Below are 14,904 nucleotides of genomic sequence, written 5' to 3' on the forward strand. Positions count from 1 at the left end.
TAAATCACTTAAGCGGTTTCGCCATTCATTAATAATATCATGCGCTTTGTCTTTTTCAGCTTGGCAGCTACTTTGTTATTTTTGTAAACGCTCAACTAGCGGGTGATTATGGTAAAACTGTTGCCAACGCTGAGAGACTTTCTCTTAACTACAAGCGAAAGCTTCACTTTCATCAACATAAACAACCAAGTGAAATGACATGGTGTATTGGCATAAATTATAAAGGATAGTCATTTAAATTTGAACAACACTTACAATTCAACTAATGCTTTATAAGCGACTATCCTTATTATTTTGGTTACCCATTTAGCTTCATTGCGAGATGCTTTTCGTAACTTCTTATCAGAGATAGTTAATTCACCACAATTAATGGCAGTTTTGGCTTTTGGAAGTACTCCTCTCTACTAGGTTTGGTTTTTCTGAGGTCGTCTTTGTTAATTTGCATTGCTGAATGCATGACATATATCCTGTTAACGCTTTGGTATTACTGGGCTTATGTTTGCTATTGACGAGATTATATCAAGATTATTTGGAACTGACTGAAATCATTCTTAATATTTCTTAATTTATTCAGCAATAAGCTTTGGCTTGAAGTAAACTACACCGCGACAATTATCTTATATTATCTAAAAACAGTAAAACTTCTATGCAGACTCTATCTCAATTAAAAAATGGTGACTTACTGGGTGTTAAACGCTTAGCACTTTCTGAAAACTTAACTTCATTTCCTCTAGAGATTTTAAGTTTGGCTGACAGCTTAGAAATATTAGATTTATCGAATAATCAATTAACCTCTTTGCCTAAAGAGTTAGTTCAATTAACTAAACTCAAAATAATTTTTGCTTCTGATAATCCTTTTACTACCTTGCCTGAAGTACTTGGACAATGTGAAAGTTTAGAAATGATCGGCTTTAAAGCGAATAAAATTAAAACGGTACCTGCTAATGCCTTACCTAAAAAGTTACGCTGGTTAATATTAACGGATAATTGTATTGAGCTTTTACCTGATACTTTAGGCGAATGCCCTCGATTACAAAAACTCATGGTTGCAGGTAATCAATTAACTGAACTGCCACTCACCATGGCGAAGCTGACAAATCTTGAGTTAGTGCGTATTTCAGCTAATCAACTCAACGAGTGCCCTACTCATTTATTAAAGTTGCCTAAGCTTGCTTGGCTGGCTTTTTCTGGCAATCCTTTTAGCAAAACTGAAACAGATACTGCTAGCTTTGATGAAGTTGAGGTGAAAGAAGCAAACATTCAGACTTCCGTTCCTTTAGTCCCATCTTCTAGTTACGTCTTACAAGATGAACTCGGGCGCGGTGCATCAGGTGTTATTTCACGCGCCGTATGGAAAGAAAGCCAGTCAAAGTTCCCTAATGAAATTGCAGTAAAAGTATTTAAAGGCGAAATCACTAGTGACGGTTACCCTGAAGATGAATTACAAGTTTGTTTAAAAACAGGTAACCACAAAAATATTGTTCGCTCTTTAGCCCAAATAAACGAAGAAGGCTATTTAGCGCTTATTATGGGATTGATACCAGCAGGTTATAATAATTTAGGCTTACCACCCTCTTTGAAAAGCTGTACTCGAGATACTTTTCCCACTGACTTCACTTTAAGTATTCATCAAATAAGTAAAATAGTGATGCAGATGCAAGACGTTTTTGAACATTTACATAGCAACCAAGTTTCTCATGGCGATTTGTATGCTCATAACACCTTATTTGATGATAAAGCCAATATTATATTTGGTGATTTTGGCGCAGCAACCATGTACCACAAGCTAACAAGCGAACAGCAGCTATTAATCCAACAGATTGAAACGCGTGCTTTAAATCACTTTATTGATGATCTATTGGGTGTTTGCTGTGAGCAAGATAAACACAGCGAAGTTTATAAAGAATTACTCAAAAAAATAGGCTAAACATTTAGTTTCTAATAATATTTGATGGGATAACTATTCATTCAATTACAGTGAAATAAGCATGTAAAATTGAATGAATAGATGAATATTAACAGGTACTCATGTCTCAGCTTATTAAGACGCTTGTTTTGGAAAAGCGGTTATATCTTCTGGAATAACAAACCAACTGAGCTTTTAGCTAACCCATACATGAACACTAGGTTCCAAAAAATTTAACGAGTACAGTCGCTCAAAGTTCTTTTCTCAAAGTAACTTTTGTTGCAGTTCAACTTGTTTTATTGGTGAAGCCATTCCTGACCTCTTACTGTTTATACTCCTAGCCCATCCTCCTAAAGTATTAAAAATATAAGCGACTAACCTTGTTAATTTCTCGAATTCATGTTCTATATCCACCTAAATTTGCTATCATAACGGCTTTCAAAGCAGCATTAAAAACAATAAGGCAGCAGTACTGAGTGGCAGCTTTCCAACTTAGAGATTATCAACAAGAAGCCGTATCGAAGGTGCTTAAACACTTTAAAAGAACCAACGAATCTGCAGTGATTGTTTTACCTACGGGCTCAGGTAAAAGCCTGGTAATCGCCGAACTTGCTCGCTTAGCAAAACGAAAGATACTCGTGTTAACGCACGTAAAAGAGTTGGTCGAGCAAAATCATCAAAAATTTGAAAGCTATGGTGTTACTGCCGGAATTTACTCTGCGGGATTAAAACTTAAAGAAACTCAACACCAAGTCACGTTCGCCAGCATACAATCGGCAGCCCGCAATTTAGATGATTTTAATACCCCCTACTCCTTAATTATTATTGATGAATGTCATCGCGTTAACCTAGCCAGTACTGACTTGACTGGTGAGCAGTCTGATGTGCCGTCTAAAGGCTTGCTTATAGATAAGTCTCAATCCCTGCTTAAAGATAGGTCTAAATTCCAGCTTAAAGATAAGACTAAAGACGCGCTAAATGGCGAATCAAAAGAAAGCGCAAGTAAACTGGGCAATAGTAATCAGTATCAACAAATCATTGATAAGTTAATGCAAGTAAATCCCGAAGTGAAATTATTAGGTTTAACCGCAACCCCTTATCGTTTAGGCATGGGCTGGATTTATAAAAAGCATTACCGTGGCTTTGTGCGAACCCAAGAGAAACGACCTTTTGAACACTGTATTTATGAACTACCTCTGCACTATTTAATTAAGAAAAACTATTTAACCAAGCCCAATTTAGTTGATGCCACCATAGAACATTATGATTTTAGTAGCCTGCGAGCAAACGCTTCTGGCGACTATAGTCCTACGGATATGAATTATCTATTAAATAAAAACCCAAGGGTGACACAAAGCATTATTGAACAGGTCATTGAGTTAGGTGAAAAACGCCAAGGTATTATGATTTTTGCCGCCACAGTTGAACATGCTAAAGAGGTTTATAGTTATTTACCCGCCACATTAAGTGCCTTAATTACTGGCGCTACCGACAATACTGAGCGCGACGCGTTAATTAAAGCATTCAAGCGAAAAGACATTAAATATCTGGTTAATGTGTCGGTATTAACCACTGGTTTTGATGCGCCCCATGTCGATATGATTGCGATATTGCGTCCAACACAATCAGTTAGTCTTTATCAGCAAATAATTGGTCGTGGCCTGCGCTTAAGTGAAAACAAGAAAGATTGCTTGGTGATTGACTATACCGGCAATGATTTTGACCTTTATCAACCCGAAGTAGGTGAGAAAAAGCCAAATAGTAAAAGCCAGCCGGTGCAAGTTGTTTGCCCTAGTTGTGAATTTCCCAATATATTTTGGGGTATTTGTGATGATGACGGCTATTTAGTAGAGCACTACGGCAGACGATGCCAAGGCCTGGTTTATGCTCCCGCTGAAGAGCAAGAACAGCAAGAGCAACCAGAGCAGCAGATCAGCGAGAGCCAATGTGACTACCGCTTTGTTTTTAAAGAATGTCCTCACTGTGGTGGTGAAAATGACATAGCTGCGCGTACCTGTTTACAGTGCTTTGAGGTCTTGGTCGACCCCGATGATATGTTAAAAAAGGCACTGCAACTTAAAGATTCAAAAATAATTCGCTGCGCAGGTCTTAATTTAACCCGAGTTAATGGTAAGGTGAGTGATAAAGGCGCTGATAAGTTAAAAATCATTTACCATGATGAAGAAGGTACTGAGCTTAATGAGTCTTTTGACTTTGCTAGGCCTAATCAGGTTAAAGCGTTCAATGCTATTTTTGCTAAACGCCTAAGCGCTAAATTAAATGTTCAACTGGGTTCAACTGAGTCGTTTGAAGTGACTACTTTAGATCAAGCATTAAAGCTAGCGAACCTATTGCCTTGTCCTGATTTTGTCATTGCCAGAAAACAAAAATACTATTGGCGTATTAAAGACAGACTTTTTGATTATCATGGTAAATACCGAAAAGCCAATGCGCTTAAATAACCTGAACTCTGGATAAGCAATATGACTCAAGTCGACTTACTTTATGAGGTGATGATTTTTAATAATAATTTATCCTCATATTTGATATAAGTATTACTCACCAACACATTTATTCTTTGCTTGTTTTTCTTTTAACGCCACATCTGAACTCACAGAAAAAAAATAATATGTATATCTTTATCAATTAAGATTGAGACAGTCATTAATTTTGATCTTTAAATTGATGGGTGACCTAATTGTTTATTGTGACTGTAACCAATTTTCTATACTTTCACTTTTATCTCTTTGTATCCACTTTGAGCGACTGTCCTTGTTAATTGATGATAACCTCAAAACTATAAGGTATATTTTAATTAGCAAAACGATAATATGTTAATTTTGAAAGTAATAATCAATGGAGTCAAGTTCATAGAGAGATGGACTTTATAAATCTATTAGATTCATTAAAAAGTTATGATAACTAATGTTAATTTAATTATAGACAATTACTCAATAACAATGGCTTTATTGGTAGTATGAGTAAGAAGGGTTGCTGTTGGGATAATGCCGTTGCTGAAAGCTTCTTTGGCAGCCTAAAGCAAGAGCGTGTTCACTGGAAAAATTATGAAACACGCTATGAAGCTCAACAAGATATAATGAATTACATAACCATGTGGTACAACAGTAACCGACTACACTCTTACTTAGGGTATCAAAGCCCTAATGATTTTGAATTGAAAATTAATGAGTTAGAAAAAGTAGCTTAACTAGGGTGTCTGAATTTACTTGACCAGGTCACGTCGATATCATCTTTAATGCTTACCTGAGTAACATCAGCTAAAAATGACTGATATGAATTAAGCGCGGCACTATACATGCCATTACCCTTATCATTTTTCAGCTTAAACTCCTCAACTTGCATAGCCTTGCTAGCAACAATTGAGTATTTAGCATAAGAGCCTATCGATAATAAATTATCTTGTGATATACCAGCGTCAAACAACCAATTTGAAATTGAACCCTTTAATGCTGTGGTATATTTTTTAACAGTACTTTCTGACTTACCTAGTGTTAATGCCCAACGTTGATATTGAGCTTCAAGGCTACCTAAATTTTGTGTTAAAGCGTCTTTTAATGCTGGCCTTGTTATGGGGCTCTTTAAGTAATCAAAAAGTTCATCATCAACATATGCAAAATTTACGCACCGATCAATCGCAGCATTAGAAGCCGATTTAAGTTGCTTAAATTATTGTTGATATTCTGAGTTGATATTCAGATGCCAAAAAGGGCTACTTTGTAGATGATAAAAAGGTAAGAATGGCGTGTCTTTATCGTTACCCTGCTTTAACTGATTAAAGTAATGAGTAAAACTCGATTTTAATTGTTCAACATATTGAATTTGATTGTGGGTAATAGTACCTTGTTCTATAAGGTCAATAATCGCCAGCATTAAACACACTTTATGTGGTTTAGTATGACCACTCGATTTATCAAGCTTCAGCGATTGAAATTTTTCAACGTAGTACTGTACGGTCATGTTTAGTCCCTTTCGAAAACAAGTGTTTGCCAGGTTACATTTGAACGCTGCATTTTATCATTTGAAATATTATTAATTTTAATTGTTAACTTGTTATTTTTAGCTTGCTCAACTAATTCATCAGCATTAAACGGATATGCTGTACGTCCATCCTCGAAGTTACCAACCCTTATGGTTATTACCAACAATCCTCTAAACTTAATTAAAGGCATTAATCGCTCAAGAGATTTACACTGATTGATGGGGGATAAATGCATCCAAACGGCACTCACTAAAACGACATCAAAACAACATTCATTATTAATAGTTTTCAACGATGGCAATGAATCGTTTAACCACTGGATATTATTATGAGGAAAATTTTTTTTTGCTTGGGAGAGTAATTTCTTAGCTGGTTCTAATGCTGTAACTTGGAAGTTTTGGTTGGCTAACCAACTAGCATCTCTGCCAGAGCCAGCACCTACATCTAGTGCTGTTTTAGTTGCCTTGTCTAACTTCAATAAAAGATGTTTCCAACTGCCATGAACAATACTAGCTGAAATGGATTTGTATTGTACAGCTAAAAACTCAGCATTGGCGTTGTAAAAATTGATGTTTTCGTTCAATCAGTTAATCCTTTTATAACTTTATTATTTAGTGCTATATAAAGCATTCCTTTATTCAAGAGATAAGGTGCAACAAATGTAATTCATTGTCAAACCAATAAGATTAAGAACTAATTTAAATCAACGCATTATTTATAAAAAACAAATGACATCCAAAAACTTTAATAATAAGCAATACCGTACATAAATAACTTTGCCAAATTAGGCGATGGTATAAATTTAATTGTTCTATGCACTTATTCAGCTAATCTAGCTTGTGAAACGACAAATCAATGAAGTAAGCCGTTACAGTTATTCATTGCACTTTATGTGACTAAATCAGGCCAGTTTATTTTTGATTGGTCTACACTGCCTTTACAGCTCATCGGTTCATTGCCTTTATAATTTCGACATCCCCAAAACTCACCCTTTTTACTTGAACGTAAAACCATTTCTGCATTACATTTAGCGCAGGTTGGTATCAGAGTTTTGCATGCCTCATTTAGGCAAGATTTAAAGCCTGAGTGGCGTTTTCTTGTCATAGGGCTTTCACATTGGGTACAAGACTTTTCTTTATGATCACAACGAGGAAAGTGTGAGCAGGAAAAAAATGCACCATATTGTCCTGTTCGTTTTTTTAGTATACCGGTTTCACAAACCAAACAATTTATGTCGCCTACAAATGACTGACTCACTGTCGCGTCAAATTCATTGCATTCAATGTTATGCTCATCAACAAGTTCTTTAACAAAGCTGCTGGCATCTGCCATGTCTGCAATAATATAGGCTCTGTCTTTGGCTCGAGTTAGCGCTACATAGAATAATCGCCTTTCTTCTGCATATTTAAACGCTTCTTTTTTCGCAAGTAATGCATCAAGCAATGGCGGCGTTACTTTTTCAGAAGGAAAACCGTGTATCCCCTTTTTTAATCCCATAATAATTACATAATCAGCTTCTTTGCCTTTAGATGCATGAAAAGATTGAGATTCAATCGTTAGTAGCGGGTATCGGTTGTTTAATCGATTAATGTCAGTTTGGTTGGGTAATAGAAACCAAAATCGAGCTAATAAAAAAATGTTAACGGGTTTGCATGTTTTAGAGGAAATAGCCGTTAAAATATCGTCAATAGCACCATTTGCCATTTCATCAACAATACCCGTTTTGTGCGAATTGGTTTGACTGCTATCTCTTTTGAGTAGCGAAACCGCAGGTGCTTTAACTTGCTTTAAAGACTTAATCACTTTAGGAATTTGTACCGGATTTTTACTGATAAAATCTGTGGCTACTTTACCTATTTGGTTATTAAACCGAAACGTTTGATCTAACACTGACTGAGTTGTTGCCCCAAAATATTGTGCAAATTGCGTGGTTAACGATAAATCAGCGCCACTAAATCGATAAATGGCCTGCCAATCATCCCCTACCGCAAAAACAGAACATTCTTTGTTGTCACGCAACGCTTTTACTAAACGTGCTCTAGGCTCTGATATATCTTGAAACTCATCTACCATGATGTAACGCCAAGGCGATTGAAACTTTCCTGCCTGAACATACTTTATCGCTTTGTTTACCATGTCTTCAAAGTCAATGTCATTATGGGATTTTAGGTGGTTTTCATAAGCGGTTAAAATGGGTTTGAGCAGCTTTAATGCTTGTTCTGTTTGTTTTGGATCTGTAGCATTAGCGATAATCTCATGTTCTAAGCGACTGTCTAGACAGGCCGCTTTGTAGAGCCCTACAAGCTGAGTAAAGATTTTAGCAAGCGCTGATATTCTGCCACTTTCATGTAGTGTTGTGAGCATTTGTTCTTCAGTTAACGGTTTAAATTGAATTTTCAGCTCATTTAGGGAATTTTCTAGGTAGCTAAGTAACTTACCCTGCTTGTGATGGGCATAGGTAAATTCAAGACAATGAGTGCCATATTCACGATGGGTGTTTTGTTTCCATTGAATACTTTCATGGTATTCATCTTTGTTTATATAGGGAGCAGTCTCTCCGTTTTCGTCTATCCCGTAATATTCAATATATATGTTTAGCTCAGGAAGGAAGAAGTCTGGCTGATATTGTTTGCGCTCAACTGTAGTAACATTATGGGCATATTTTGCTTCATAGTGATATTTTATCCCGTTAGAAAACAACCAGTTTGCAATATAAAGTTCGCCAAAACTTTTAACCTTTTCATCTTTCAAGGTGCGAATATCATTGTCATTATAATACTGGTGGCGTTCACCTAAACTTTTGAAGTGAAAATCATTTTTCTCAACGTAATAATATTTACTAAAATAGACAAGAATAAGCGCGCGATACTGGGCATTTTCACAAATCAACGTTTCAAAGCAGGCTTGTATCCATTTAGATTTTGCTTTTTCGTCTTCAGCAAATAACGATAAACTTGGTTTTCCCCCTTCAACTTGCGCGATAATATTAAGCCCTAAACTATGAAAGGTTGTTGCTTTTACTTTATCAGTTTGCAGCTTATCTTTTATCCGTTCATCCATTTCATCCGCAGCTTTACGACCGTAGGCTAACAATAATATGTCACTATGATTCGCCTTCAGGCTATTGATTAAATAACCTGTTCTGCCCACCATTACACTTGTTTTTCCTGTCCCTGCGCCAGCGAGTAACAAGTTGTTATCATTGTCGATAATACAGGCTCTGCGCTGTTTGAGGGTTAAAGGGTTCGATTCAACCTTTTCAAAAAACGCTTGATGTTCATGAAGCTGTTTATTTATATAGTGTTCACGACAATCATTTATTTCCTGCTCTTGCCAATTTTGGTAATAAGATAATCGCTGAAGTTTCTCAGAGAAAATAGCCAGTGCTTTTTTTGACTTAACTGATTTACTTGATTTAACTGATTTAAGCCAAGGAAGCCAACGTTTATACTCCTGATTAACAGCTAATCGAATACGTTCAACATTTGAATGTCGTAAGTATCGATTAGTCGTGATCTTTTTTATTTTTATTAATAAGGTATCAACACGGTTAATATTGGCCGATGCCCAAAATTGTTCGCAATTACTCTTTTGCATTCGTTTACTGTTATACGTAAGCATTGTAAAAACATAATTTTTATTTTTTGTTTTAAATGAAAGGATTTGTCCAAAAAAACTTATTTGAAATAGTGGTGGCGCTAGCAGATCTTCCCATGAAACATGACTAAAATCATTTTCAACTTCAATATCTAACCCACTATCACTTAATTTTATTATTGTTGGGGTACCAATAAAACGCCCCAAAAAACTCGAAGAAATACATTTCATTTACAGCAAAATCCAAATAGGGAAAATAGAAAAATCAGGAGAGTGAATATTCTACCATTAGTACGATGTTCAGGTAAAAAATGAAGTGATAAAAACGATAGAAAACAATATCAAAGAATAAATAAGAATAGAAATGTTCGGGAATGATGTACGATAATTTGCATTAGTACTTGCACTGAACCTGTACTAAACCTGTACTAAACCGGCACTAAACCGGCACTAAAAATAGAAACAGCACTTAATTGATGCAAACATTTGCTAATTATTAGTATAAAAGAAAATCACTGTAAATTATTTAAACTTTACTACTCAAATACAAGCCCCCTATTTTATAGCCCTGAAGGATGTTATTAGCTACAAATTTTGCCGGCAGCATTACCATAAATGGATAAGTGTGATATTTACCGAAAAAATAGAGGTTTATTGTGCGGTTTGTACTAAACCTGCCATTTTAGCCCTAATCGGACTTAACTCTAAACAGGCTATACAGACCAGAACCGCTTTTTTATCAAGCAGTGCTAGCGACTTAAACCTCCCTTCCCAGAATCGGCTTTTTTTCAATAAAATTATAAACACATCATTTATATTTAAACGAGAAAAACTATAAATGGTAACTTTAATATCCTTTGTGATCATTAAACATATTAACAAAAAAATATAAGTTTGATTATAGAATAAACTTAAGGGTGAAATATTGACAATAGGTGGATTAGGTACTAAAAATACTACTAATGGTTACTTATCGTTCGATATAATGTTAACGAACCATAACTCACACGCTTAGATGGTAATAATTATCAATAAATAACAGGAGGTTATATTGGTTAAATCTACTTATTCATTCGTATTTTTAGAAGAAAAAGATAAAAGTCAAAAAGATTCCGAGCAACTTAGTAAAGTTTGGAAAGTACTAAGTGTTGAAGATGACTTAGACTACCAAAACGCTCTAGTTTCCAGCTTGGAAGCATTGATTTTACCTAATAATATTCAACTGAAGATACTCACCGCTAATTCTGCTTTTGAAGCGTCAAATGTTCTAAGTGCACATAAAGACATCGGTCTTATTTTATTAGATGTGGTAATGGAGGATGACGATACTGGCCTGCGTTTAGTCAGTACCATTAGAGAAGAGCTTGGAAACGCGTTAGTGAGAATTGTATTGGTAACAGGCCAACCAGGATTTGCCCCTGAAAAAGAAGTAATGAGCGCCTTAGACATAGATGAATATTGGAATAAAGCCGATTTAAAACTGAATAAACTGCATTCGATAGTTTCTAGCAACATGCGGACGTGGAATTATATATCTGAGCTTGCAGACGCCAGACAAGGTTTGAAAGTTGTGTTAGATGCGGCTCGAACTATTAACAGTCGTTATGACCTTGCTACTTTACCCGCACCGTATTAGCTGAAATTGGTAATATTATTGGCCTGAATTCAGGCGGTATATTCTGTATTGGTAATAGTATAGATCCTATCGAAAATGCTCAGGTGCTAACAGCAACCGGGAGTTTTTCAAAACTGGAAGGACTCAAACTTTCAGATGATAATCTCGGTAATATTTTTTCAGATGTACAACTTGCGCTAAACGAAAAGCAGCATGTTATCGACCGACTACATTCAGTCCTTTATTTTGAAACTAAAGATATAAACGAAAAATGCTACTTAATTGTAGTGAAATCGTCTAAGCCCTTAACAGATGAAAATATCAATTTGCTTAAAGTGTTTAGTGAAAACATCAGTAGTGGCTTTACGAATATAGCGTTACTTAACCGTGTGACTGAACTTGCCTATACCCATATTGATCTTAATATCCCCAACCGTAATTGGTTAAAAAAAGAACTTAAAAATATGAGTGGTTTTGAATGGAGACAAACCCGCTTATTAATGCTTGAAGTAAAACATTTTGATGAAATGAAGTTCACTTTTGGCTATGAATTTACTCAGAACGTATTAAGCTATATTTATCAAACTTTACGTCAACTTTTGCCACCTAGCTCACAAATAACACTGTCAAGTCATAAACAATTTTCTATTTTACTCGATGCTAATTTTGAATTATCGCCTGAAATAATTAATAAACTGACCTATAACGAAATTGAAGTTGATGGTGTAGCGCATGTATCCTCATTTACTTTACTAGACATGCAACTCGAAACACTTGAGCAAAGGTCAGCCATCAAAATAATCAGTATGGCAGAGTCGGAGCTCAAACAGGCCTCTCTAAACAATATCGTTTATATACAACATTCACAGCAAGAAACCGACTTAATAAATCGTCGTTATAGCTTAATGGGAGAGTTACGTCACACTATTCGTGAACGTAAGTTGAGCGTTATGCTGCAACCTAAAGTGAGCTTGTCCACAGGAAAAGTTGTTGGTTTTGAATCTTTAGCCCGTTGGCAACGTGATGATGGCAGTTTTATTCCACCCGATGAATTCATCGCTATTGCAGAAGCCGCCGGATTGATTATTAAGCTTGATTGCCTGATATTCGAAAAAACCATGGAAGCATTAAAAATTTTGGTTGATTTAGGCTACCAAATCCCTGTCGCTTTTAACGCGTCTTCTTTTGACTTGTTACACCCAGATTATTTCAACTTTATCTCGAGTTGCATTAATCGCTATGGCTTCCCCGTTGAGTTATTAGAGCTAGAAGTCACAGAAACTCAGGCTATTTCAGATTACGATCGCATCCAACTATGTCTGCAACGTTTTGTGGCCTTGGGTATGAAAATAAGTCTTGATGATTTTGGTACGGGTTATTCATCTCTTGCGCATTTATCCAACATTACCGCACATTGCATAAAAATCGACCGCAGTTTTGTTAGTAAATTAGAAACCGATAAAAACAGTGAACATGTCATCAATATGATTTTGAAATTAGGTAAACAATTCAATTTCAGCATAGTAGCCGAAGGTATTGAAACTGAATATCAAAAGCAGTGGCTTAGCGATGCAGGCTGTGACACAGCCCAAGGTTATTTATTTTCTAAGCCCTTACCCATCAATGATTTAATCAAATGGTTAACTGCATTTAACAAATTATAGAGCGCACTACTTATGCCTTTAATTAATACTGATCTAGCCATACAAAAACATCATATATTGATGAGGTCGGGGTTGATGTTGATATTTTCGGTATTACTAGGGTGGCTGGCCTACTTGATTATTTATAACAACAAAGTAGATGAAATAAAAAAAATCAAGATCAGAAACTGTTTATCACGACCAATCTATTTAACCGTGAATTGGGCGGTTTAGGAAATTTATTAACTTTATTGGCAAGTGGTCACGCTCTTTCCCGCGAAAATGATGGAAATAGACAGTTTCAAGGGTTATCGCTTACAACACAGAAAAAAGTTCAGGATTATTTCATTAAATTTGGCAAAGCCTCAACTAGAATTGCGCAAATTAGGTGGCTTGATGGCAGCGGACAAGAAGTCGTCCGCGTAGACTTTACTGCTGGTGATGCTGTAGTCTCGCAAGAAACAAGTCTACAAAACAAAAAAACACGCTATTATTTTAACCAAGGAATACAAGTCGCCGCACCCAAAGTTTATTTTTCTCCTATTGACTTGAATGTTGAGCACGGTGAGATAGTAACTCCCTTTGAGCCTAGTATCAGAGGTACTCTGCAAACATCGTCAGAGACACATTTAATATCTGGCTTGCTCATCGTCAATTATCGACTCGATAGCTTACTGACAACCATTAGGGATCATAGTATTCCTGAGGCTCAAATTTACATTGCAAGTCGTGAAGGATATTGGTTATTAAACTCAAAACCCATTAAGGAATGGGGTTTTATGTTAGATCAGCCACAGTTAAATTTAAAAGCTGAATCACCCGATTTTTGGCACTACCAAAACCAACACTCTGATGGCGGCGAATATATTTCTGATAACGTACTCAGTAGCTTTATTCCTTTAGCAACTTTTTTAGGGGGACAGACAGGTGTTGATACCAATCAATTGTTATTGTATACAAACAGTAATCAAAGGTTTTTGTCGCAGGCACGTACCCAGTCTTTATTTTTCGCATTCATACTTTTTTTGAGTTTGGCGATTTCTAGTTTACTGATCATCTGGCGAGGCCATCGTTATCAGAACAAGCTAATTGAACTTTCTTTCAAACTGAGTAGCGAGCAACAAGACCTAAAACGCGTTAACGACTCATTAACTAAAAATATTGCCAGACAGCAACTATTGCAGGACGAGTTAGTTGAAGCCAATAAATTATCGTCTTTAGGGTTAATGGTTGCAGGTATTGCCCATGAACTTAACACGCCTATTGGCGGGGCAATTATCTGTGTATCCAATGCTGACAACACCAACAACAACTTAAAAAAAGCAATGCAAGAGGGCTTATCAAAAAGCCAGTTTAGCGAAGCCATTGACTTAATGCACAGCAGCCTACATCTCGCTACCGTGAATTTAGATAAAGCTGTTAATCACATAAAACACTTTAAGCGCTTAGCAATTGACCGTGTAAATGAAGATTATGTTGAGTGCCGGCTAGATGACGTTGTCAGCGATTTGGTTACGAGTTTACGGCCCTTATTTAAAAAGAGTAAAGTTGACCTTGTTGAAGATATTGAAGCAAACTTAGCATTAGTGAGTCGTCCCGGTATTATTTCTCAAGTGCTAGAGAATTTGATCGTAAATAGTTTAAACCACGGTTTTATTCCAGGCCAACCAGGTATCATTGAAATAAAAGCACGTAGGCTAGACGTAAATCAAATATCCATTACAGTTTCAGACAATGGCTCAGGTATTCCATTAGTCATGCAAAATAATCTATTTGACCCCTTTGTTACTAGCGGTAGAGGTAAGGGTAATATTGGTCTGGGTTTATATATGGTTAATCAATGGGTAACCAAAATATTGGCTGGCAAGCTAAGTTTTATTTCTGATCAAAATGGTCGAGATAAATTTACCACTCAATTTACAGTTTTACTTCCAGTCAAGTCGAAAGTTCCAGAAATTAGCAATAGCCATGATTAGAAATAACAGTGCTCCCAGTGTAAATATAAATATTTTTATAAAAACGTACTCGTTTTGCTCAGTTTGCTAAGTAAAAATTTAATATTCTTCAATTATCTGGTTTGCGTAAAGCTGGGGGATAACTCAGATTAACGAATGTTTAACTCATTTTTAACTAAAGCTTTTCT

The 14,904-nt window shown here is 36.0% G+C and carries 9 protein-coding genes and 2 pseudogenes; 6 read left to right on the forward strand and 5 right to left on the reverse strand.

Going from position 1 to position 14,904, the window contains the following annotated elements:
* The first annotated feature begins 646 nt into the window (after positions 1-646).
* The 3 genes and pseudogenes from GQS55_RS12975 to GQS55_RS12985 all read left to right on the forward strand — a co-directional run.
* The gene (locus GQS55_RS12975) at positions 647-1,927 is read left to right on the forward strand and encodes a leucine-rich repeat-containing protein kinase family protein (protein WP_159820920.1); all 1,281 of its coding nucleotides are present in this window, start codon (positions 647-649) and stop codon (positions 1,925-1,927) included.
* A gap of 455 nt (positions 1,928-2,382) precedes the next feature.
* Complete coding sequence (locus GQS55_RS12980; RefSeq protein WP_159820921.1) at positions 2,383-4,368, forward strand: DEAD/DEAH box helicase; 1,986 nt, start codon at positions 2,383-2,385, stop codon at positions 4,366-4,368.
* A gap of 476 nt (positions 4,369-4,844) precedes the next feature.
* Positions 4,845-5,114: pseudogene (locus GQS55_RS12985) on the forward strand (IS3 family transposase); the annotation flags it as partial.
* Here the strand turns inward: GQS55_RS12985 and GQS55_RS12990 are convergent.
* The 5 genes and pseudogenes from GQS55_RS12990 to GQS55_RS20065 form a co-directional block, all read right to left on the reverse strand.
* Positions 5,111-5,350 (reverse strand): hypothetical protein, encoded by a 240-nt coding sequence (locus GQS55_RS12990; protein ID WP_159820922.1) that lies wholly within the window; start codon positions 5,348-5,350, stop codon positions 5,111-5,113. The pseudogene GQS55_RS12985 and the gene GQS55_RS12990 overlap by 4 nt on opposite strands.
* 243 nt (positions 5,351-5,593) lie before the next feature.
* Positions 5,594-5,884 (reverse strand): hypothetical protein, encoded by a 291-nt coding sequence (locus tag GQS55_RS12995; protein WP_159820923.1) that lies wholly within the window; start codon positions 5,882-5,884, stop codon positions 5,594-5,596.
* Between the two features lie 2 nt (positions 5,885-5,886).
* The gene (locus tag GQS55_RS13000) at positions 5,887-6,489 is read right to left on the reverse strand and encodes a class I SAM-dependent methyltransferase (protein ID WP_159820924.1); all 603 of its coding nucleotides are present in this window, start codon (positions 6,487-6,489) and stop codon (positions 5,887-5,889) included.
* Between the two features lie 305 nt (positions 6,490-6,794).
* Positions 6,795-9,734 carry a UvrD-helicase domain-containing protein gene (locus GQS55_RS13005; protein ID WP_159820925.1) on the reverse strand — a complete coding sequence of 980 codons (2,940 nt, stop codon included), beginning with the start codon at positions 9,732-9,734 and terminating at the stop codon, positions 6,795-6,797.
* A gap of 423 nt (positions 9,735-10,157) precedes the next feature.
* Positions 10,158-10,283 (reverse strand): annotated as a pseudogene (locus tag GQS55_RS20065) (transposase); the annotation flags it as partial.
* Between the two features lie 271 nt (positions 10,284-10,554).
* Between GQS55_RS20065 and GQS55_RS20070 the strand changes: the two are divergent.
* The 3 genes from GQS55_RS20070 to GQS55_RS13015 all read left to right on the forward strand — a co-directional run bounded on the left by GQS55_RS20070 (position 10,555) and on the right by GQS55_RS13015 (position 14,737).
* Complete coding sequence (locus GQS55_RS20070) at positions 10,555-11,139, forward strand: response regulator (protein WP_236559637.1); 585 nt, start codon at positions 10,555-10,557, stop codon at positions 11,137-11,139.
* A 38-nt stretch (positions 11,140-11,177) separates the two neighbouring features.
* Entirely contained in the window at positions 11,178-12,782 is a 1,605-nt protein-coding gene (locus GQS55_RS13010; protein ID WP_236559853.1) for a sensor domain-containing phosphodiesterase, read from the forward strand.
* A gap of 230 nt (positions 12,783-13,012) precedes the next feature.
* Complete coding sequence (locus tag GQS55_RS13015; protein WP_236559638.1) at positions 13,013-14,737, forward strand: sensor histidine kinase; 1,725 nt, start codon at positions 13,013-13,015, stop codon at positions 14,735-14,737.
* The last annotated feature ends 167 nt before the right edge of the window (positions 14,738-14,904 follow it).

Source organism: Colwellia sp. 20A7 (assembly GCF_009832865.1).
Lineage (GTDB): Bacteria > Pseudomonadota > Gammaproteobacteria > Enterobacterales > Alteromonadaceae > Colwellia.